The organism is Arthrobacter sp. SAFR-179, from assembly GCF_059414945.1.
In genome coordinates this window covers 193,815-214,801 of sequence record NZ_JBPFDM010000006.1, presented here as the reverse complement: position 1 = coordinate 214,801, position 20,987 = coordinate 193,815, and the positions used below count along the sequence as shown (strand labels likewise).

At 66.4% G+C, this 20,987-nt stretch carries 21 protein-coding genes; 11 read left to right on the top strand and 10 right to left on the bottom strand.

The window, feature by feature from the left end:
* Positions 1-274 precede the first annotated feature (274 nt).
* The gene (gene ggt / locus ACR65K_RS12360) at positions 275-2,134 is read right to left on the bottom strand and encodes a gamma-glutamyltransferase (RefSeq protein ID WP_440153082.1); all 1,860 of its coding nucleotides are present in this window, start codon (positions 2,132-2,134) and stop codon (positions 275-277) included.
* 90 nt (positions 2,135-2,224) lie between these two features.
* Between ggt and ACR65K_RS12355 the strand changes: the two genes are divergently transcribed.
* From ACR65K_RS12355 to ACR65K_RS12345, 3 genes are all read left to right on the top strand, one after another.
* Entirely contained in the window at positions 2,225-3,172 is a 948-nt protein-coding gene (locus ACR65K_RS12355) for an L-lactate dehydrogenase (RefSeq protein ID WP_440153081.1), read from the top strand.
* 139 nt (positions 3,173-3,311) lie between these two features.
* The gene (locus tag ACR65K_RS12350; protein ID WP_056335586.1) at positions 3,312-4,628 is read left to right on the top strand and encodes an ATP-binding protein; all 1,317 of its coding nucleotides are present in this window, start codon (positions 3,312-3,314) and stop codon (positions 4,626-4,628) included.
* 77 nt (positions 4,629-4,705) lie between these two features.
* Positions 4,706-5,254, top strand: a complete 549-nt coding sequence (locus ACR65K_RS12345; protein ID WP_056336097.1) for a flavodoxin domain-containing protein — start codon at positions 4,706-4,708, stop codon at positions 5,252-5,254.
* Here the strand turns inward: ACR65K_RS12345 and ACR65K_RS12340 are convergent.
* Together ACR65K_RS12340 and gluQRS are read right to left on the bottom strand one after the other, a co-directional pair.
* Positions 5,221-5,844: an HD domain-containing protein gene (locus ACR65K_RS12340; protein ID WP_440153078.1), complete on the bottom strand. Its 624-nt coding sequence runs from the start codon at positions 5,842-5,844 to the stop codon at positions 5,221-5,223. The two genes, ACR65K_RS12345 and ACR65K_RS12340, sit on opposite strands and share 34 nt — an antisense overlap.
* A 9-nt stretch (positions 5,845-5,853) precedes the next feature.
* Complete coding sequence (gene gluQRS / locus ACR65K_RS12335; protein ID WP_440153077.1) at positions 5,854-6,753, bottom strand: tRNA glutamyl-Q(34) synthetase GluQRS; 900 nt, start codon at positions 6,751-6,753, stop codon at positions 5,854-5,856.
* Between the two features lie 314 nt (positions 6,754-7,067).
* On the opposite strand from gluQRS, the gene ACR65K_RS12330 reads away from it, so the two are divergent.
* From ACR65K_RS12330 to ACR65K_RS12320, 3 genes are all read left to right on the top strand, one after another.
* Entirely contained in the window at positions 7,068-7,544 is a 477-nt protein-coding gene (locus ACR65K_RS12330) for an Lrp/AsnC family transcriptional regulator (protein WP_056335594.1), read from the top strand.
* Positions 7,545-7,644: 100 nt separating this feature from the next.
* Positions 7,645-9,132 (top strand): WXG100 family type VII secretion target, encoded by a 1,488-nt coding sequence (locus ACR65K_RS12325; RefSeq protein ID WP_440153075.1) that lies wholly within the window; start codon positions 7,645-7,647, stop codon positions 9,130-9,132.
* Positions 9,129-9,791: a hypothetical protein gene (locus ACR65K_RS12320; RefSeq protein ID WP_056335599.1), complete on the top strand. Its 663-nt coding sequence runs from the start codon at positions 9,129-9,131 to the stop codon at positions 9,789-9,791. Before ACR65K_RS12325 ends, ACR65K_RS12320 begins: the two co-directional genes overlap by 4 nt.
* 17 nt (positions 9,792-9,808) lie before the next feature.
* Here the strand turns inward: ACR65K_RS12320 and ACR65K_RS12315 are convergent, their stop codons facing one another.
* Positions 9,809-10,264: an Lrp/AsnC family transcriptional regulator gene (locus ACR65K_RS12315; protein ID WP_056335603.1), complete on the bottom strand. Its 456-nt coding sequence runs from the start codon at positions 10,262-10,264 to the stop codon at positions 9,809-9,811.
* Positions 10,265-10,372: 108 nt separating this feature from the next.
* Here ACR65K_RS12315 and ACR65K_RS12310 point away from each other — a divergent pair, with 108 nt between their 5' ends.
* The gene (locus ACR65K_RS12310) at positions 10,373-11,014 is read left to right on the top strand and encodes a LysE family translocator (protein WP_056335606.1); all 642 of its coding nucleotides are present in this window, start codon (positions 10,373-10,375) and stop codon (positions 11,012-11,014) included.
* Positions 11,015-11,026: 12 nt separating this feature from the next.
* On the opposite strand, the gene ACR65K_RS12305 is transcribed toward ACR65K_RS12310, so the two are convergent.
* On the bottom strand, positions 11,027-12,004 hold the full coding sequence (locus ACR65K_RS12305) for a hypothetical protein (RefSeq protein WP_056335609.1): 978 nt from the start codon (positions 12,002-12,004) through the stop codon (positions 11,027-11,029).
* Positions 12,005-12,145: 141 nt separating this feature from the next.
* On the opposite strand from ACR65K_RS12305, the gene ACR65K_RS12300 reads away from it, so the two are divergent.
* Entirely contained in the window at positions 12,146-12,376 is a 231-nt protein-coding gene (locus ACR65K_RS12300) for a hypothetical protein (protein ID WP_056335612.1), read from the top strand.
* Positions 12,377-12,380: 4 nt separating this feature from the next.
* On the opposite strand, the gene ACR65K_RS12295 is transcribed toward ACR65K_RS12300, so the two are convergent.
* From ACR65K_RS12295 to ACR65K_RS12275, 5 genes are all read right to left on the bottom strand, one after another.
* Complete coding sequence (locus ACR65K_RS12295) at positions 12,381-12,755, bottom strand: nuclear transport factor 2 family protein (protein WP_056336100.1); 375 nt, start codon at positions 12,753-12,755, stop codon at positions 12,381-12,383.
* 43 nt (positions 12,756-12,798) lie between these two features.
* Positions 12,799-13,302, bottom strand: a complete 504-nt coding sequence (locus ACR65K_RS12290) for a DUF456 domain-containing protein (RefSeq protein ID WP_440153072.1) — start codon at positions 13,300-13,302, stop codon at positions 12,799-12,801.
* A gap of 92 nt (positions 13,303-13,394) precedes the next feature.
* On the bottom strand, positions 13,395-14,594 hold the full coding sequence (locus ACR65K_RS12285) for an NAD(P)-dependent malic enzyme (protein WP_440153071.1): 1,200 nt from the start codon (positions 14,592-14,594) through the stop codon (positions 13,395-13,397).
* 287 nt (positions 14,595-14,881) lie between these two features.
* Complete coding sequence (locus ACR65K_RS12280) at positions 14,882-15,490, bottom strand: TetR/AcrR family transcriptional regulator (protein ID WP_440153069.1); 609 nt, start codon at positions 15,488-15,490, stop codon at positions 14,882-14,884.
* A gap of 138 nt (positions 15,491-15,628) precedes the next feature.
* Entirely contained in the window at positions 15,629-16,912 is a 1,284-nt protein-coding gene (locus ACR65K_RS12275) for an MFS transporter (RefSeq protein ID WP_440153067.1), read from the bottom strand.
* Positions 16,913-17,032: 120 nt separating this feature from the next.
* On the opposite strand from ACR65K_RS12275, the gene rraA reads away from it, so the two are divergent.
* The 3 genes from rraA to ACR65K_RS12260 all read left to right on the top strand — a co-directional run bounded on the left by rraA (position 17,033) and on the right by ACR65K_RS12260 (position 20,928).
* Positions 17,033-17,530 carry a ribonuclease E activity regulator RraA gene (gene rraA, locus ACR65K_RS12270; RefSeq protein WP_056335628.1) on the top strand — a complete coding sequence of 166 codons (498 nt, stop codon included), beginning with the start codon at positions 17,033-17,035 and terminating at the stop codon, positions 17,528-17,530.
* A gap of 97 nt (positions 17,531-17,627) precedes the next feature.
* Entirely contained in the window at positions 17,628-19,292 is a 1,665-nt protein-coding gene (locus tag ACR65K_RS12265) for an MDR family MFS transporter (protein WP_440153065.1), read from the top strand.
* A 199-nt stretch (positions 19,293-19,491) separates the two neighbouring features.
* On the top strand, positions 19,492-20,928 hold the full coding sequence (locus tag ACR65K_RS12260; RefSeq protein ID WP_440153064.1) for a sugar porter family MFS transporter: 1,437 nt from the start codon (positions 19,492-19,494) through the stop codon (positions 20,926-20,928).
* Positions 20,929-20,987: the final 59 nt, after the last annotated feature.

Sequence of the window (20,987 nt, the reverse complement as noted above, 5' to 3'; positions counted from 1 at the left end):
TTCATCGACTCACCCCTGACCATGCTCGTCACCGCCATCGCCTCCATCCTCATGGTCATCGGCTGGTACGCCTGCCGGGCCCGCATCCGCGAAATCGCCGAAACCCGCGACGGCTACACCGGAACCTCACCGGTCATCGCCAACGCTCCGGCTGAGACCTTCAAGAAGTAACTGCCTCCACGCGCAGTAATTGCTGAGACGCCCGACGGCGGCACTTGAGTTCTGGAATTCCGGAACCCAAGTGCCGCCGTCGGGGTTTAATGCTGTTGCTGCTTTACTTTGAGGGCTTGACCACCATCGCCGAGCCGCCGCCGCGCCTGGCCGGTTCGGCTGCCGCGAGGGTCCTGCCGTCCTCCAGGAATTCAATGGCGGTGGCCGCCCCGATTTCCGAGGCGGACGAGAACGAGTCGCCGGACGGGGCAAGGATGTGGCCGAACCTGCTGGTGAGGTCCGCGCCGTACTTGTCAATGAAAGCCGGCTCAGCGCTAACTTTTTCCGTGTTCCGCTGTGCTGCACGCGGAGCCGCAATGGCCTCCGGGATGCTCATGCCCAGGTCGATCCGGTTCACCAGGGTCTGCAGGACGGTGGTGATGATGGTGGATCCGCCCGGGGAGCCCAGGGCCAGGAACGGCTTGTCGTCCTCCAGCACGATCGTGGGCGACATGGACGAACGCGGCCGCTTGCCCGGCTCAATCCTGTTGGGGTCCGCCGCGTCATAGACGGTGGAGAAGTCCGTGAGCTCGTTGTTGAGCAGGAACCCGCGGCCGGGAACCACCATGCCGGAGCCGCCGGTCTGCTCGATGGTCAGCGTGTACTCCACCACGTTGCCCCACTTGTCCGAGACCGTCATGTTGGTGGTGGAAATGTTTTCCGTGTCCTTCTCATCGGCGGCAGCGGCCGGTTTCACCGGGCAGGTGCCGTCGTAGTTGGTGACATCCCCCGTCGTCTCCAGCGGCTTCACGGCTGCGTGCATCGGGTCGAGCTCACAGGCCCGTTCCTTACCGAAAATGGGATCGGTCAGGGCTTTTGTGGGCACTTTCACGAAGGCGGGGTCACCCACGTACTTGGCGCGGTCCGCGAAGGCCAGGGCGCTGGCTTCCAGGTAGTGGTGCAGGACGGCCGGCTGGTCCTTCTTTAGTGCGGGCAGGTCGAAGACGTCCAGAATGTTCAGAGACTCACCTACCGTGGTGCCGCCGCTGCTGGACGGTGCCATGCCGTAGACGTCGTACCCGCGATAGTTCACATGGGTGGGCTTTTGTTCCAGAGCCTTGTAGTGCTCCAGGTCCTCCTCGGTCATGGAGCCCACAGGGACGGGAAGCCTGTCCTTCGGGTCAATGGCCAGGTCCACCGGCGGATTTTGGACTGTCTTGGCAATCTCCTTGGCCAGCACTCCGTCATAGAACGCGTCCATGCCCTTGTTTGCCAACAGCCGGTAAGTGTCTGCCAGGTCGGGATTCTTGAAAACAGATCCCACCTCCGGGAGCTTCCCGTCCTGCAGGTACAGGTCCTTGGTTGAAGTGAAGGCTTCGAAGCGCTTCTGGTTGTCCTCCGTCTGGCTGCGGAACGTCCTGTCCACCACAAACCCGCGATCGGCAACTTCAATGGCCGGCTCGAGCGCGTCGCTGAGGCTAAGGGTGCCCCAGCGTTTCAGGGCGCGCTCCCAGGTAGCGGGAGTACCGGGGACGCCCACCGAGACGCCGCTGGTGACGAGTTCAGGGGTGAACCGGTACGGCTTGCCGGTAGCGGGGTCAATGAATGAATCCGGTTTGATCCCCGCCGGCGCTGTTTCACGTCCGTCGATGGTGCTGACCTTCTTGCTCTTGGCGTCGTAATAGACGAAGTAGCCGCCGCCGCCGATCCCGGCGCTGTACGGTTCGGTGACTCCAAGGGTGGCTGCTGCGGCGACCGCGGCGTCCACCGCGTTTCCGCCCTCGCGAAGGACTTCAATTGCCGCCGCTGAGGCCTCGGGGTCTACCGTGCTGACCGCACCGCCATGCCCTACAGCTGTCGGCTCCTTGTGGACCTGGCGCTCGTCGGTGTCACTGGCAAATGCAGTGCTGCCGACGGCCCCGGTGGTAACGCTCATGGCCAGCGCTGCCGTAACAGCTGCGAGCCGGCGTCCAAGATGTGGCATGGTGGCTCCTAAATGGGGGTTTGAGTGATGTGGGCCACGCTACTCTTCGGGTAGGACACACTCAACGGCTCCGGAAAGGGAGAGGGCACCATGGCAGGATCCAAGCTCGCAGTGGTTGGCGCCGGGAGCGTCGGGACGTCGCTGGCATACGCGGCGCTGATCCGCGGCTCGGCCAGCAACATCGCGCTGTACGACGTCAACACCCCCAAGGCGGAGGCCGAAGCCCTGGACCTCGCCCACGGCAGCCAGTTCGCCGCGGCATCGGCGACCGTCACCGGAGGCGGGGATATCGCCGTGACGGAAGGTGCCGACGTCGTGGTCATCACGGCAGGTGCCAAGCAAAACCCGGGCCAGAGCCGGCTGGACCTTGCCGGCACCAATGTGCGGATCCTGGAACAGCTGATGCCGCCGCTGCTTGAACGTGCGCCGGACGCCGTCTATGTCCTGGTGACCAACCCCTGCGATGTCCTGACGGTGGCTGCCCAGCGCATCTCCGGGCTGCCACCGGAACGGATCTTCTCCTCCGGCACGGTGCTGGACACCTCCCGGCTGCGCTGGCTCCTGGCCCGGGAGGCCGGGGTTTCCGTCACCAGCGTCCATGCCAGCATGGTGGGAGAGCACGGGGACACGGAGTTCCCGCTGTGGTCCGGCGCCACGATCGGCCCGGTCCCCATTCGCGACTGGACGGTCGCCGGGGAGCGGATCTTTACGCCCGAATACCTCGCTAACACCGCCCGGGAAGTGGTCCAGGCGGCCTACAAGGTCATCGCAGGCAAGGGGGCCACGAACTACGCCATCGGCCTCTCCGGCGCCCGCATTGTGGAGGCACTGCTCCGCGACGACAACGCCGTCCTTCCGGTTTCCACCGTGTTGTCAGGGCTGTACGGGATTTCCGGGGTGGCCCTGTCCCTCCCCAGCGTGGTGGGGAGGGGCGGAGTACACCGCGTCCTGGAAACGCCCATGGACGACGCCGAGCGGGCAGCCCTGCAGCATAGCGCTGACACCCTGCGGAACACGATGGTCAAGCTGGGGGTCTGAAACGTTTGCAGATGCCCGCGGCCCACGTCATGCAACGCCACTGCAACCCCGGCCGGCAGCTGCTTCACATATGCTCACCTGAGACGGCCACGCTGGCTCAACCACGACTGGCTCAATGACGAACCAACAGGAGTAACGCATGACCAACTGGCGGATCAGGGATTTCCACTCGGCGGACCTGGACGGGATCCTGCACCTGTGGGAGACACTGAAGGCACACAATGTGGAACCCGTGTACGCCCTGTCCGAGGTCCTCGCGTCCTGCGAAAAAGACCATGCCGTGGTTGCCGTGCAGGGCGAGCAGGTGGTGGGCGCCGCCGTCGGCCGGGCCGCGCACGACCAGGGCTGGATCGTCTTCCTTGCCACCCTCCCCGAGTACCGGGGCAGGGGCATCGGCACCTCGCTGCTGGCCGCCGTCGAGAACCGGATGGCCCCCCACGGCCTGAACAAGCTCTCAGCCCTGATGCCTGAGTCCGAAACCCGCGTGGAGGCCTTCCTGGGCCGCGGCTTCGCGCTGAAGAAAAACCTGCGCTACTTCGAGCGGACCATCCCCGTCCAGCGCCAGGAACTCGGAGCGCTGGGCCAGCTGGGCGGCCGCGTCCTGGCCCGCGACCTCTGGGAAAACGTGGCCGGCATGCGCAGGGAAAAGGAACTGCTGGAACGGCGCCTGGTGCTGCCGCTCGCCGAGGCGGACCTGGCCGATGAATTCGGTGTGGTGCCGCCGCGCGCCGTCGTCCTTTTCGGCCCTCCCGGTACCGGCAAGACCACCTTCGCCAAGGCCATCGCCTCCCGGCTGGAGTGGCCTTTCGTGGAGGTGTTCCCCTCCCGCCTGGCCGGCGACCCGCAGGGCCTGGCCGGCGCGCTCCGCGAGACCTTCCTGGAAATCGCCGAACTGGAGCACGCCGTGGTGTTCATCGACGAGGTGGAGGAGATCGCCTCCCAGCGCTCCGGCGAGCCGCCATCGCCGCTGCAGGGCGTCACCAACGAGCTGCTGAAGATCATCCCCGCGTTCCGGGAGCAGCCGGGCCGGCTGCTGGTCTGCGCCACCAACTTCATCCGGGCCCTGGACTCGGCCTTCCTGCGCCACGGGCGGTTCGACTACGTCATCCCCATCGGGCTGCCGGACCGGCAGGCGCGCGAGGCGATGTGGCAGCGCTTCATCCCCGCGGCCGTGGTGGACGCCGTGGACGTGGAGCTCCTGGTGGAACGCACCGAAGGCTTTTCCCCGGCGGACATCGAGTACGCGGCGCGGAGCGCCTCCCAGCGGGCGTTGGAAAAAGCGGTGTACGACGACGGCGGGCTGGCCTCCGGGGGCGACGTTTCCGTCCGTACGGCGGTCAGGAAGGGGCCTTCCACACAGGACTACCTGGACGCCATCGGTGATACCCGCACCACCGTGAGCGCTGAGGTTCAGGCCGACTTCCTGGAAGACATCGAGGCGCTGGGAAGGGTCTAGCCGGCGGTTTTCCATCGGACCGTTGCAGGGACTTTTGCCCCTTTGCCCGGCCCCTGCGGGACGCCAGAGTGGTGGTCATGGCAAGAATCCTGATCCCATACGGAACCGCGGAGGGCCAGACGGCCCGCATCGCCGACTACATCTCCGACGTGCTGCAGGCCCACGGCCACCAGGCCGACACGTTGGACCTCAAGCACGCGGAGCACGACCTGCCGGACGGCTACGATGCCGTCATTGTGGGCGCCTCCGTCCATGCCGGGAAGCACGAAGGGTTCGTGGCGGATTTTGTCCGCCGGAACCGGTCCAGGCTGGAGAGCCTGCCGGCCGCCCTGTTTTCGGTGAGCCTGGCCGCCCACGGGGATCCGGAGGATGCGGAAAAGTACGTCGCGGAGTTCGAGGAGAGCACCGGCTGGCAGCCTGACAAAGTGGCGATGTTCGGCGGCGCCCTCCTGTACACCCAGTACGGATTCCTGAAGCGCATGATGATGAAGAAGATCGTCAGCGGCCACGGCAGCCAGGACACCGATACCGGGCGCGACTACATCTACACGGAATGGGACGGGGTGCGGCGGTTCGCGGAGGAGTTCCTGGTCTACGTGGACAGGAACCCGGGGCCGGCGTCGTAGCGGAGGTTCTCGTAGTCGGTGTCGTCGGCCTCGTCCAGCTGCTCGTCGAATTCCTCCAGCAGCCAGGGGTTGGCCCGCGCCAGGATCTTCCGGACCTCGTCCACCTCCACGGCAGCGTAGAGCACGGGCCGGGCATCCCGGTACTTGGTCACCGGGGGCTTGTCCGGCCACTTCTCCGCCAGCGCCTGGACCCGCTCGGGCAGCGAGTTGTGCGCATTGTCCGCGATCTTGACCAGGGCAGCATCATGGTCCTCGGCGATCTCACGGATGCCGGACTGGTAGTCGTCCGGGTTGCTGTGCAGGCGGTTGGTGACCCGCTCGATGATGTCCACGGAGCGCTCCGGGACACCCATGTCCAGCAACGCCTGCCGGGTCATTGGCGTGTCCTCGGCGATGTCGTGAAGGTAGCCGGCGATCCGGATCTCGTCGTCGAAGTCCGCCAGGGCGTCCCCGACCGCGAGGACGTGCTCCCGGTAGGGCCGCTTCAGCTTGTCCTTCTGCCGGTTGTGGGCCACCTCGGCCAGGACCTTTGCGGTCTCCACCGTGAACGTGGGCGTGCGGACCTGGTCCGGCATGTGATCGTCTGGCATCCCACAAGTTTAGCCAGCGGACAGGCGGTCCATTCCGGTCCACACCCAGGGTTTGCGCGGCAGCCGTGCGGGGTCAAGTGCCGGCAGTGCCCGGTCCAGCGTTCCGGCGGGCAGTCCCAGGGACTCCAGCAGCAGGTCCCTCACTTCGTGGGCAGCCACCCCGGCCTGGGCGAGGTCCGCCAAAGTGACTGCGCCGTCACGCTTTGCCAGCCTTACGCCGTCGCGGTTTACCACCAATGGAACGTGCACATATTCCGGAACAGGAATATCGAGGAGCGAGGCGAGGTAGGCCTGGCGCGGCGTGGAGGGGAGCAGGTCGTCGCCGCGGACCACCTGGTCTATGCCCTGCGCGGCATCATCCACCACCACGGCCAGGTTGTAGGCGGTAACCCCGTCATTCCTGCGCAGCACGAAATCGTCCACCGCCCCCGTATATGCACCATGGAGGACATCCTGCACCGTATATTCCCGCACGTCCGCCCGCAGGCGTATGGCGGCCGGACGGGTGGACCGCTTGTACTCCAGTTCCGCGGGCTCCAGGTCGCGGCAGGTGCCTGGGTAGGCTCCCAGCGGGGCATGCGGGGCGGACGGCGCCTCCTGGATCTCCCGGCGTGTACAGAAACACTCGTACGTCAGGCCGGCCTGTCCGAGCCGGTCGATCGCCTCCGCGTAGAGGGCCGCGCGGTCCGTTTGCCGGACCACGTCGCCGTCCCAGGTGACGCCCACAGCCGCGAGGTCCCGCAGCTGCACAGCCTCCGCTCCTGCGCGGGCCCGGTCCAGGTCCTCGACACGCAGCAGGAAGCGGCGTCGGGTGGAGCGGGCGAAAAGCCAGGCAAGGATTGCAGTCCGAAGGTTTCCTACATGCAGCTCACCGGAGGGGCTGGGGGCAAAACGGCCGGCGGAGGTCATGGATCAACCCTAGACGGAAGCACACAAGAGCCCCTCAGCTACCGATGACTCCGCCGGGGCGGGCGTCGGTAGCTCAGGGGCTCTTGCCGTGTTTACAGAATGAGCGTGGTGTGAACAAGCGTCAATCCGGCGGCCTCCTTGCGGGAAGCGATGTCCAGGTGCCGGGTGGTGTGCCGGGAAACTGTAGCCTGCGCGGACCGGCGGTAGCCTTTGTCCTTGTTGCCACTATTCCAGCAGAGAACATACAGTTGGGACAACCGGCCGAACTTCGCTTGGTCAGTCTGACTAATCACCGGCCTTCAGATCGACAGGAAATGATCAGATTGCAGGAACTTGACGCCACGGACCGGCGGATCCTGAATGCCCTGGACCAAGACCCCCGCGTCCCCATCATGGTGCTCGCGCAGCGGTTGGGCCTGGCCCGCGGGACCGTCCAAAGCCGGCTGGAGCGGATGACGGCGTCGGGAGCCCTCCGGCCCAACAGCAGCCGGGTGATCCCGGCATCCCTTGGACGCGGGGTGGCTGCTGCGGTCAGCGCCGAGCTGGACCAGAGCCACCTGAACGAGGCCATCGCTGCCCTGCGTAAGATCCCCGAGGTCCTGGAATGCCATGCGCCGGCCGGCGATACCGACCTCCTCATCCGGGTAGTGGCCAAAAGCCCGGACGACCTCTACCGGGTGTCGGAGGAAATCCGGCTTTGCCCCGGCATTGTCCGCACGTCCACCAGCATGTTCCTCCGTGAGGTCATTCCGTACCGGACCACGGGGCTCCTGCAGGACCAGGCGGAGTAGCGGCGGCACCAGGGGCAGCTCTCCCCATCGCCGCAGGAAAGATGCCCGGCTAGGCTGGCACGCGGGAGATCCAAAAGCGGGGGACCAACAGGGGGACAACATGGCGGGGAACTTTTACGGCGGCGATGTGGCGCAGCTGCGGCAACTGGCCAAGGACCTTTCCGCCGGCGCCAACCGCCTCAACGCTTTGGGGCAGCAGCTCAGCAGCAGCGTAGGTTCCGGCCTCTGGAAAGGGCGCGACGGCGACAGGTTCCGCAGCGAATGGACGTCGTCGCACGCAAAGCTGCTGAGGTCCGCAACGGCAGGGCTGGAGTCGGCCGCGAAGGCAGTCCTGGCCAACGCGGACGAACAGGAGAAGGCAAGCACCACCGGGTCAGGCGGCGGCGGTGGTGGTTCCGGAGCAGGCGGGCCTGGCGGCAGCGGTACCGCCCAGGAACTGACAGACACCCTGAACGGCATGACCCCCGCTGAGCGGCGCGCCTACCTGCAGAGCGACGAATTCCGCCGGTGGGCCGAGGCGAACCCCGACGCTGCCAAGGCCGCCATGGATGCCGCCGCGGACTCGGGCCTGATCAGCAAGAACTCCAAGGGGTACCAGGACTTCCTCAATGACTACTGGAACCGGCAGGCGATGCTGGAGATGGGCATCGATCCTGCCGACTGGGACACGTCAAAGGGTACGGAATACAACTGGGAGACCATCGCCAAGGTCTATGACTTCTACGGCCAGGCCTACCTTGCCAATCCGGACCTGCAGTGGGCAGGGATGGCCAACATGATCGGCCCGTCCTTCGCCGGCGGTTTCCGGGACATGGCCATGCTGCGGGACCTGGCCCAGCAGATTACCGACAACCCGGCCTCCGATATCCCCCTTCCCGTCCTGGACCAGCTGGAAGAGCTAGCAGGGATGACGGATGGTGAAATCCGGTTCTACGAGACCAGCATGCTGGACATGAACAAGGAAATTTTCCTGGACCAGGCCCGCCAGCACCAGGCGTACCTGAACGGCGGCCTCGACGAGATCAACCGCCTTCGCGACTCCGGCGCCATCGACCACGCCACGGCCAACGCGTGGGCGCAGATCGATTCGGGAGACCCCGGCCAGGTCCGGGAAGGCAACACAGCACTCCTGTACCGCGAGCAAAACGAAATCATCGCCGACGACTACGACACCATGCGCAGCCACCCCGGCGGCGAAGCGGTGACCTACATGGTGACGCTCGCCGGCGAACCCTCCATCCCCGGCGCCAGGAGCTACCCCGAGGTGTTCCCGTACAGCTTCAGCGTGGAAAGCCCCGGCCCGGAGAACATCCCCTTCACCAGCTGGGACAACCCGGCACAGTTCCGCACGGACTTCACCACCGGCTTCCCGGACGGCAACATCGCCGACGCCGACCAGCGCTGGAACCTCATCAGGCAGGACACGCTCCCCGCTTACCAGCACCTCCTGGCCACGGACCCGGACCGGGCCGCGCAGATCATCGGCTCCGACTTCGACGGCCGCGTGGACCAGTACCGCCCCACCAATAACATTCCGGGCATCATGGACCGGTTCCTTGACGGGTTTGACGCGGAGGTCCACCAGTGAGTGCGCCACGCCGGGCCGCCGCACCCCGCGGAAGTGCCGCCGTCGTCATTGCCCTCCTCTCAACCCTTGTCCTGACCGGCTGCCAAGCCGCCACTCCGGCCCCCGCCGATCCGACCGCCGCCACATCACCTTCTGCAGGGAGCACCATGAAGACCTCCTCCTTCTCCACCCTTGACGCCGCCGGCGTGGAAAACATCCGCACCACCAGGACTGCCCGGCTGGATATGAGCTCGGGGCGCCTGGAGAAGGACGCCGTCCGCGTCACCGAGGACAGTTACGGGCCCGAGATCAATACCCGGGACTCGGGCAGGATCAGCCTCAGTATCCTGGCACCCAACGGCGAAATCACCGCCGAAACAGACCGGATCCGTTTCAACACCACTGACACCCGCACGGACTTCAGCGAGGTCACCTACTTCCTCACCGCAGGCTCGGCGGAAGAGTTCTTTGAGCTGATCAGGGACGGCGTGCAGCGGTACGGGATATCCGCGGAATCGGCTGAAGAGTGGATCAGCAGCACGCAGGCGGACCCAGCCTCCAGGAGCGATTTCTCCATCACGCCCGGAACAGACACGGGACTGACGGTGAACTATGACCTTCGCTATGACGGCAGCAAGGACACGCAGGTGATCATCGTCCACATCCTGCCCGCAGCCTGACCCGCCGGACCCTGCTCCTAGACCGGCGGACCCGCGTTGGACTTCAGGTTCTTCATCACCAGCGTGGATGTCAGCCGCTCCACGCCGGGCAGGGACGTCAGTTCGGTGTCATAGAAGCGCTGGTAGGCGGGCAGGTCCGCGGCGATCACCTTCAGCAGGTAGTCCGGTGAACCAAACAGCCGCTGCGCCTCCACGATGTTCGGGTTGTCCGCCACCCGGTTCTCGAAAATCTCCATGGTGGGCCGGTCCACCTGGCGAAGCGTAACGAACACGATTGCCTCGAACCCCAGGCCCACTGCGGCAGGGTCGACGTCAGCCTTGTACCCGCGGATCACCCCGGACTGCTCCAGGTCCCGCAGCCGCCGGTGGCACGGCGCCACCGTCAGGCCCACCTTCGCAGCCAGCGCGGTGGCAGTCATGCGGCCATCCTCCTGAAGGTGCCGCAAAATATTCCTGTCAATTTGATCAAGCATGCAATAAACATACTGCCCACGCCGCGGGGCGGGCGAAAACCGGACAGCACTTTTGGCGGAATTCTCCCTATGGTTGCTCCTGAGAGCCCGTCGACAGGAGAAACCCGCATGAATCCGCAGCTGTTCCTGGCCTTCCTGGTGGTGGCCGCAGCCCTGGCCTGCACGCCGGGAGTGGACTGGGCCTACACCATCGCGGCGGGCCTGCGGCAGCGCAGCTTCGTCCCGGCCGTTGCCGGGCTCTGCGGCGGTTATGTCCTGCATACCGTCCTGCTGGTGGCCGGGTTGGCCGCCGTGCTGATAGGCATGCCGGGCGTCCTGGGCTGGATTACCCTGGCCGGCGCAGGTTACCTGCTGTGGCTCGGGGTGGGAACCCTCCGTTCCTGGCGCAACGCCAGCTTCAGCGCGGACGGCGGCGCCGCCGGAACCCAGCTGCGCACCTTCCTGCAGGGGATGGGCACCAGCGGGATCAACCCCAAAGGCCTGCTCTTCTACATTGCCCTCATCCCGCAGTTCGTCAGCTCCGAGGCCGCCCTGCCCGTGCCGGTGCAGTCCGGGCTGCTGGGCCTGACATTCGTGGCGCTGGCGGGCCTGGTCTACACGGCGGTGGCCCTGCTCTCGCGCACGCTGCTGCAGAGCAGGCCGGGGGCCGCGCGGGCAGTAACCCTTGCCAGCGGCATCATCATGGTGGCACTGGGGGCCGTGCTGCTGGGCGAGCAACTGCTGCCGTTCGCAGCCAGCCACATCCAGTAGCCGGCCGGGTTCCTAGTCCCCGCCCAGTTCCTTCCAGTCCTGCTCCCAGATCCGCCGCATTTCTTCGTCCTTGCGGATGGGCACCGGCGCCTCGAGCTCGCGCTGCGGTTCCGGGTCCCCGCGCCGTTTTCCCCAGTCGCGGGGGTTCAGCGTCCGCCGGCCCGATTCCAGCACGAGCAACGCCCGGTCCGTCAGGGCGTCATTGCGGAGCACCAGGTGTGTCTTCCGGCGCCGCAGGACTTCGGCGATCGCCTGGTGCGCAGCATCGAGGCGGCCCTCCCGCCGCAGGGCACGGGCGCGGACCAGCAGCAGGGCGGCGGAGAGGTCGTCCGCGTTCAGCAGCCCCTCCGTCCAGTCGATGACGGTGCGGCTTCGTCCCAAGGTGAGGGCCAGGGAGCAGCGGGCCAGGGCCATGGGGAGCGACGGCGGCAGCCCGGTCAGTGCGTCGAGCGCGGCTTCGGCGCGGCCGGTCTCACGCAGGGAATGGGACAGGGCAAGGAACACGGATTCTTCGCTGAACAGCACCGGGATCTCCACCCGTTCGGCCAGTTCAATCCGGGTGACGATCCGGGTGAGGTAGGTCGACGAGTAGCGGTTGGCTTCATCGTCATTCCTGGTGGTGAGCCCACGTTGCAGGAGCTCGGAAGCACGCAGGTAGCCGCCGTGCTTGTACGCCAGGAGCCCGCCCATGAGGTAGCAGAGGCCGGCCCATCCGGGATAGGCCCGTGCCAAGGTAATCAGGCGCTCCGGTTCGCGGCTGGTGAAGACGGCTTCGTGGACCACCTTGGCGGGCTTGGGCAGCAGCCGCTTGAGCCGCGGCACCTCGCCGTCAATGGACAGCAGGGCAGGGTTGCGGCCGCCCAGGACGCCGGTCAGCAGGCCCCCCACTCCCCCGGCCAGGTCGTGGACAGGGGTGCGCAGCTGTGCCTGCCCAAAAGGGGTGAGGTCGCGGCTGTCCCAGTAGATTGGTGCGGTGTCCCCGGCGCTCATCTTTCAATGCTAACTGCGAGTCCAGGGCCCCGGGCCTCTGCGTACACCAACCCGCAATCGCGCCAGGGCCTTGTCCCCGACCCCTTTTTCGGGAAGGGTAGCAAGCACCCTTAGTAAGCAAATTACAGCAAGGAGAAACCCATGCAGATCGACAAGAATCAGATCCTCGAACTCCTTCGGTCGCAGGGAGACCAGGCCAAAGCCTCGCAGGCGGAATCGGAACTGCCTGACCAGGTGGACACGGAACAGCACGCAGGCCTGCTGTCCAAACTCGGCATCGATCCCGCCGAACTGCTGTCCAGGCTTCCCGGTGGACTCGGGGACAAACTCCCGGGCGGACTGGGCGATAAACTCGGCGGGCTGGGGCTCTGAGGCCTCAGCTCCCCGCCATGAACCATTCGGTAAAGGAGCTGGCGCGGCCGGATCCGTCGAACGTAATGACCCACAGGTTGTCATAGGTGGGGCGGCCACCCGAGTAGGTGGTGGCGCCCTGGACAAAGGCGGTGCGCCCATCGCAGCCCAGCAGTTCCCAGGTGAACGTCCAGTCCGCGGGCTCGTCACGTGCCGCAAGCCAGCCCTGGACGATCCCGTCCTGGCCCCGCCAGGGTTCGGGATCATGGGGACGCGTCTCGTAGAGCGCATCCGGGGTGAAGAGGGCGCGGATGTCCTCCGGGGCGTTGCTGGTCCAGGCAGCCTGGTATTTTTCCATCCAGGAGCTGATGAAGTCTCTGGCTGAGGCCGGTTGGGTCATGATCCGGTTGTACCCGCGGAACATGCCGCGCGCAACAACGGGTTCAGCCGTTGGCGGCGGCGATCCACACGCCGATCACCCAGGTGCTGGCGGCAAGGCAGGCCAGCCCGAATTCCGCAAGCATTCCCAGCCCGGTGGCCTTCAGGGCAGCCCAGCTTGACCTGGCCGCCGTCGAAAAATCCCGCGTCCGGGTGAACTCGCTGACCAGCAGACCGGCCGCGAAGCCGACGAAGAGGCCCACCACCGGGATGATGAACATCCCCACCACGCCCGCCACAAGGGCCACCACGATGCTGCGGCTGGGAATGGCGTGCTGCTTGAGCTTCCTGCCAGTGAGGACGGCGCCGGCTGTCATGCCCGCGGCGACAAAGACCATGGCCACCGCGAAGATGACCCACCCTGCCGTCCCGGCGCCGCCCCAGATGGCCCAGGCCAGCAGGCTTAGGCCGATGAGGACGCTGCCGGGCAGGACGGGAATGATGGTGCCGGCCACCCCTACCAGGATTGCCAGGCCGCACAGGATGGTCACCACTGTCTCGGAGCTCATGGACCCCAGTCTATGGGCCGGTCCTTAATGCCCGACGGCGGTGCCTCCTTTGGGGAAGGAGGCACCGCCGTCGTGGTTTCTGCCGGAAGGCGCTACTCCGCCTCGACTGCCGCGGCGACGGCGGCGGTGACCGCGGGTGCCACCCGCGGGTCCAGCGGGCTGGGGACGATGTAGTCGGCCGAGAGGTCTTCGGCGGCGAGCCCGGCGATGGCGCGCGCTGCCGCGAGCTTCATGGCCGGCGTGATCCGGCGGGCGCCGGCGTCGAGGGCACCGCGGAAGATGCCGGGGAACGCCAGGACGTTGTTGATCTGGTTGGGGAAGTCGCTGCGGCCGGTGGCCACCACGGCGGCGTACTTGACGGCCACCTCGGGCAGGACTTCGGGGTCCGGGTTGGACAGGGCGAACACGATGGCGTCCTGGTTCATCGAGGCCAGGTGTGCCTCATCGAGCTTGGAGGAGGAGACGCCGATAAAGACGTCAGCGCCTGCCAGGGCCTCGGCCGGCCCGCCGGTGACACCGCGGGGGTTGCTGCGGCCGGCAATGTCGGCCTTCTTGCTCGCCGGGTCCGCGGCAAGGTCCTTGCGGCTGCTGTTGATGACGCCGCGGGAGTCGAGCAGGACGACGTCGGTGATCCCGGCTGCGAGCAGGATTTCGGCGACGGCGATCCCCGCCGCACCGGCGCCGGACACCACCACCTTCAGGCCCTCGAGGCCCCGGCCGGTCACCTTGGCGGCATTGGTCAGCGCGGCAAGGGCCACGACGGCGGTCCCGTGCTGGTCGTCGTGCATGACCGGGCAGTCAAGGGCTTCGATCAGCTTTTCCTCAAGCTCAAAGCACCGCGGTGCCGAGATGTCCTCGAGGTTGACGGCGCCGAAGCTGGGGCGCAGGCGGACCAGCGTTTCAACGATTTCGTCCACGTCGGTGGTGTTGAGGACCAGGGGGATGGAGTCAAGGTCGCCGAAGGTCTTGAAGAGGGCGGACTTGCCTTCCATGACGGGAAGCGAGGCGCTGGCACCGATGTTGCCCAGGCCCAGGACGGCAGTGCCGTCGCTGACCACCACTACCAGGCGTTCGGCCCAGGTCAGGGTGCGGGCCAGTTCGGGCTTCGCGTGGATGGCCCGGCTGACCTCGGCCACTCCGGGGGTGTACGCAATGGACAGGTCCCGCTTGTTGGAGAGCGGAACATTGCTGGTGACGGACAGCTTTCCGCCCTGGTGGGCACCGAAGATTTCGTCTTCGGTCAGGGCCGTGGCTGCGGAACTGTCGGTGGCTGTGAATGCGTCAATGGACACGTCGTTGTCTCCTGGTGCTCGCCGTGGGCGCACGGCGCATGGGGCTGGAGCCCGGCCGGGCCCAAGCGGGGAAAGTAGTGCGGCAGCAAACCCAGGGGTGGCGGGTCCGTGGGAACGCCGGGGATGTTTCCGCCCTGCCGCTCCGGTGCCCCCATGGTAGGCAGCCCGGGAAGGGCGCTTTCGTCCTCCTTGACAAGGCTCAGCGGAGCCAAAACGTTTAACCAGACATTTTAGTGATCCACATCACGGCATTATGGCGTATTTAATACCGTTTTGGTCTAGACCAGTTACGCAGACTTGGCCACTGTGAAGCCCGCCTCTGCCGCAGGGGACAGCCTTCCGCACGCCTTTTTCAGGTCCTCCTCGGCTTCGAAGAGGGACAACCGCCGGTTGCGCACTGACTGGACCAGACCAGTGACTGTCAGGAGGAGGACCCTCGCCCCCACGGCGTCACCGCAGGCGCCGGCGACGAGCTTTTCACTCAGCGCATCAATCTCGCGCAGGAGTTCGGTGGTGTCCTTTTCCGGGTGGTACACGCCCCTGCTGAGGCATTGCTCCACGGCGGGTTGCATGACGCGCATGTGGAAGATCTCCATCAGCAGGCCGGACAGTGCACGGCCGCGGAAGCGTGGGGATGAGCCCCTGGTTCCGGCCTGCAGCTCGTCCAGCTGCTGGCGGTACAGCGCAAGCATCAGGTGGGCGGAGGACGGAAAGTAGCGGTAGAGGGTGCCCAGCGGGACGTCTGCTTTTTCTGCCACCTGGGAGAGTTCCACGGCATCCAGTCCCGTACGGGCGAACCCGGCGGCGGTGTCCAGGATTCGGGTGTAGCGGAGGCGCTGGCGCGGAGCGGAAGGCCGGGCGGCCATGGGCGGATGGTCTGAAAAAGTCTCGGGCATCAGCATTCCGGGGTTGTGTTGTAGGGACTGCGGCCAGGAGCGCCCCCACTTCCGTACCGCCCTGCAGCCGGGTTCAACTATACGGCACAGCAGTGTGCCCTAATTAGTCAGCGGCCTTAGTTTTGGGGCACCGGCCGGTCAGTCGACGCCCTTGATTTTCACCACGAAAACCGCGCCCGTCAGCCCGACGGCAGCGGCCGTGAGGAACAGTGTCCGGTAGCCGCCACCGTAGGTCACTGCCAGCAGTGCCAGGGCCGGGGCAACCACCTGCGGCAGCGAGTTGGCCACATTGATGACCCCCATGTCCTTGCCCCGGCTCGCGGCGAACGGCAGGACCTGGGTCAGCAGCGCAAAGTCGACGGCCAGGTAGGCCCCGAAGCCGATGCCCAGGACGGCGGCGCCGGCGAGCGCGCCGGGCCAGACCGGAAAGAATGCCATGATGGCGCCGGCCATGGCGATGGTGGCGGAGGAGCCGATGACGAAGGGTTTCCGCCTGCCCACCCTGTCGCTCCACGGTCCGGCCAGCACCGCAGTGATCATCACCATCACCGCGTAGATACCGGTCAGGACCAGCACCCCCGTGGCGGGATCCCCATACCCGATGACGTCCCGCAGGAAGAAGAGCAGGTAGACGATGGTGAGCTGGTTTCCCACGTTGACCAGGAAGCGGGTGAGCCAGGCCCAGGCGAAGTCCCGGTGGCGCCGGGGGCTGATCCAGAAGCCCCTCAGGAAGCGGCCCATCCGGAATCCGCCGGCTGTCTCCGCCGGCAGCGGGGGATCGTTCCGGTGGAACAGGTACGGCAGCACGGACAGCAGCAGGGCGCCCGCGCACAGCCAGTAACCCACCAGGAAGTTCCCTGACACCACCGCGCCGAAGACGGCCCCGGCAAGGATGCCAAGGGTCTGGCCCATGGCAGCAAGGCCGCCCACTCCCCCGCGCTGGATGACGGGCACCCTGTCCGGGACGGCCGCGGTGATGGCTGCGTAGGCGGCGTTGGCTCCCAGCTGCACCAGGCACCAGAAAAGGACCATCAGGGACACGGCAGCGGAGAAGGACATGGCCAGCAGTGCCGCCGTGGCGAGGACTGCTCCGGCCAGCACCCATGGGGCGCGCCGGCCGAACCGGGAGGTGGTCCGGTCCGAGAGGGCACCGAAGAGCGGGTTGGCCACCAGCGAAACCGCGGCGCCGCAGGCCGTGACCAGCGAGAGGATGGCTTCTTTTGACGGCGCGTCGATGCTGATGGCCTGCTGGCCGATGAACACGTTGATGGGCCCGAAAAAGGCCGCGTTGATGCCCACGTTCACCAGCACCAGCCCGGTCACCCAGCGGGCGGTGACCTTCTGCACCGGCTCGGCGAGCGCCGCCGTGGCTTTCCCTGGCGATGTGCCGTCCAACGGCGCAGGCGTGTTGAACGGACTCATTGGCTTGGCTCCCCCTGGTGCGGCCGGCTGACGGTGGAATCAGACTATCGTGGGCGGTAACGCGACGCCCGGCGGCGGGCGGCGGATGTGCATAATCCACCACTACGCGAGGAGAGCTACGTGACCACAACAGCAGGAAACCAATCCGTTCCAGCAGTCAATACCGCGGACCTCTACGATGAGCGCGGCGACCAGTTGGCGTCCGTCTCCCTGCAGTTCCAGTCCCTTGGCGGCCGCTCGCATTTCAGCGGCCCGGTCCGGACCATCCGCTGCTTCCAGGACAACGCCCTGGTGAAGTCCACGCTCGGTTCACCCGGTAACGGGGCCGTACTGGTGGTGGACGGCGGCGGATCGCTGGGCACGGCCCTGATGGGGGACATGATCGCCGAAAGCGCCGTGGCGAACGGCTGGGCCGGCGTCGTCATTAACGGCGCCATCCGCGACCGGCTGGCCATCGCGGACCTGGACCTCGGCGTCAAGGCCCTGGGCAGCAACCCGAAGAAGAGCCAAAAGGCTGGCGCGGGTGAGGTTGACGTCGATGTGGTGATCGACGGCGTGACCTTCCGTCCCGGAGCCACCGTCTGGTGCGACCCGGACGGCATCCTCGTGGAGCCGTAGCAGGAACGTTCGCAGGGCCGGGAATAGAAACAACGAGTAAGATAGTTACTGAAAGCAACTATCGCTGCTTATTTCCTTTCTTTCCCTTGGAGCACCCATGTCCAAAGCCACTGCCGCGCCCCGCGCCGGAGAAGTCCTGACGCAACGCCAGATCGTCACCGTCATGGTGGGCCTGATGCTGGGCATGTTCCTGGCATCCCTTGACCAGACCATCGTCTCCACCTCCATCTACACCATTGCCAACGACCTGGACGGGCTCTCCCTTCAGGCGTGGGCCACCACGGCGTACCTGATCACCTCCACTGTCAGCACGCCGCTGTACGGCAAGCTGAGCGACATCTTCGGACGCCGCCCGCTGTACCTGACCGCGATCGTCGTCTTCCTGGTGGGCTCCCTGTACGCCGGCTCGGTCCACTCGATGACCGAACTCGCTGTTGCCCGCGGCATCCAGGGCCTCGGTGCCGGCGGCCTGCTGGCCTTGGCGCTGACCATCATCGGCGACATCGTCTCGCTCAAGGACCGTGCCAAGTTCCAGGGCTACTTCATGTCCGTGTTCGGCATTTCCTCGGTCCTGGGCCCGGTGGTGGGCGGTGCGTTCGCCGGTTCCGCAAACATCCTGGGCTTCGATGGCTGGCGCTGGGTCTTCTTCATCAACATCCCCATTGGCCTGGCCGCCCTGGCGGTGGTGTTCCTGTTCCTGCACCTGCCGGCGAAGCACCTGAAGCAAAAGATCGACTACTGGGGCGCCGCCGCCATCACCGTGGCCATCGTTCCGCTCCTCCTGGTGGCTGAGCAGGGCCGCACCTGGGGCTGGACCTCCCTGAACTCCTTCCTCTGCTACGGCTTGGGCGTGGTGGGCATTGCCTGGTTCCTGCTCGCGGAGAAGCGTGCCGGCGATTACGCCCTGATTCCGCTGCGGCTCTTCCATAACGTCACGTTCGGGCTGTCCTCGCTGCTTAACTTCATCATCGGCATCGGCATGTTCGGCGCCATCGCCATGCTCCCGATGTACCTCCAGCTGGTCAAGGGACTCACCCCCACCGAGGCCGGCCTGATGATGATCACCTTCACCGTGGGCATCCTGTTCGGCTCCATCACGGCAGGCCGCACCATCTCGGCCTCCGGCACGTTCCGCATTTTCCCCATCATGGGCACCGGCATCCTGACCGCGGCCGCCCTGGTGATGGGCTTCTCGCTGGCAGTGGACACCGAACTCTGGGTACCGGGCCTGATCGCGGTGTTCTTCGGCGTGGGCCTGGGCTTCTGCATGCAGCCGCTTACCCTGGCCATGCAGACCTCGGTGCCGCCGCGGGACATGGGCGTGGGCACCTCCTCCGCAGCCTTCTTCCGCTCCATGGGCGGCGCCGTGGGCACCGCCGTCTTCATCTCCATGCTCTTCAGCCTGGCTGCCAGCCGGATCGCCGACAGCATGAAGACCGCCGCCACCGACCCCGCCTACCTCGCCGTCCTCAAGGACCCTGCCGTCGCGGCGGATCCGGCCAACGCCAAGCTGTATGAATTCTTCAGGAACGGCGCCTCCAACGACTCCCTGAACGACACCAGCTGGCTGCACACCGCCAACAGCACCCTGACCAGGCCCATCACCGAGGGCTTCGCCACGTCCATCGACACCGTGATGCTGACGGCGGCGGCGCTCACCGGCCTGGCGTTCCTCATCAGCTTCGCCCTTCCGCGCAAGAAGCTGACCGACCAGAAGGCATCCCCGCAGGACAGGGACAGCATGGAAATTCCGGCTCACTAGCCCTGAAGCGCAAGGCAGGACGACGACGGCGGCACGGCCCGCCGTCGTCGTCCTGCCTTAAGGGGGCAACAGGCGCCAAGTGGAACCTCGGGCGGTGACGTGCCACACTGTTTAGCGCGTGTGCGCCGGCCCCTCTGGCCGGTACCGCAGCCGACGACGTCCGCACCGCATCCATAAACCCCCAAACCCAGGGAGAACCATGCCCACTGCACAGGAGCAGACCACAACCGGGATACCGCGGCGGGTGATCTGGCTGGCGCTCGCGGGGGCGGTGGGCGGATTCCTCTTCGGTTTCGACTCATCAGTGGTCAATGGAGCCGTGGACGCCCTGAAGGAAGAGTTTGCGCTCTCGGAGGCCGTCACCGGCTTCGCCGTGGCCATCGCCCTGCTGGGCTGCGCGGCCGGCGCCTTCCTGGCCGGCAAGGTGGCTGACCGTTACGGCCGCATCCCGGCCATGAAGCTGGGCGCCCTGCTCTTCCTGGTCAGCGCCGTAGGCACCGGCTTTTGCTTCGGCGTCTGGGACTTGATCTTCTGGCGCCTTGTGGGCGGCCTGGGCATCGGGCTGGCCTCTGTCATCGCCCCTGCCTACATCTCCGAAATTTCGCCCCGGAAGGTCCGCGGCCGCCTGGCGTCCCTGCAGCAGCTGGCCATCACCACGGGCATCTTCGCCGCACTGCTCTCGGACGCGCTCCTGGCCACCAGTGCCGGCGGCGCGGACCAGGCCTTGTGGCTGGGCATTGAATCATGGCGCTGGATGTTCCTGGCCGCGGCCGTCCCGGCCGTCGTTTACGGCTGGGTTGCCTTCACCCTGCCCGAGTCCCCCCGGTTCCTGGTGTTCCAAGGCAAGGAAGACCAAGCCCGGAAGGTCTTCGAATCCATCGCGCCCTCCGAGGACGCCGACCGCCACATCCGGGACATCCGCGAAGCCATCGAGGAAGACAAGCTGGCCGGCCAGAAGGGGTCCCTCCGCGGCAGGACGTTCGGCCTCCAGGCTGTGGTCTGGGTGGGCATCACGCTGTCGGTGCTGCAGCAGTTCGTGGGGATCAACGTGATCTTCTACTACTCCACCACCCTGTGGAAGGCTGTGGGCTTCCAGGAGAAGGACTCCCTGGCCATCTCGGTGGCAACCTCCATCACCAACATCCTGGTCACCCTGGTGGCCATCGCCCTGGTGGACCGTGTGGGCCGCCGGCCCATCCTGCTGGCCGGATCCGTGGGCATGGCCGTGTCCCTGGGCGCCATGGCCCTGGCCTTTTCCTCGGCAACGGGCAGCGGCGAGGACATCAGCCTGCCGGGCGCGTGGGGTCCCGTGGCCCTGGTGGCCGCGAACATCTTCGTCGTCAGCTTCGGTGCGTCCTGGGGGCCGCTGGTGTGGGTCCTCCTGGGCGAGATCTTCCCGTCCAGGATCCGCGCCCGGGCGCTTGGCCTGGCCGCCGCGGCGCAGTGGGTGGCCAACTTCGCGATCACGCTCAGCTTCCCGGTCATGGCCTCGGCTTCACTGCCGCTGACCTACGCCATGTACGCCCTGTTCGCGGCGGCGTCCTTCTTCTTCGTCATGTTCAAGGTGCCGGAGACCAACGGCATGTCCCTGGAGCAGGCGGAGACGCTGTTCGTGCCCAAGGGTTCCGCCAAGTAACGCCCCATCACTTTTGGCGGCTTTTCCCGGGACGCCCCATCAGCTTTCGCAGGAAAACA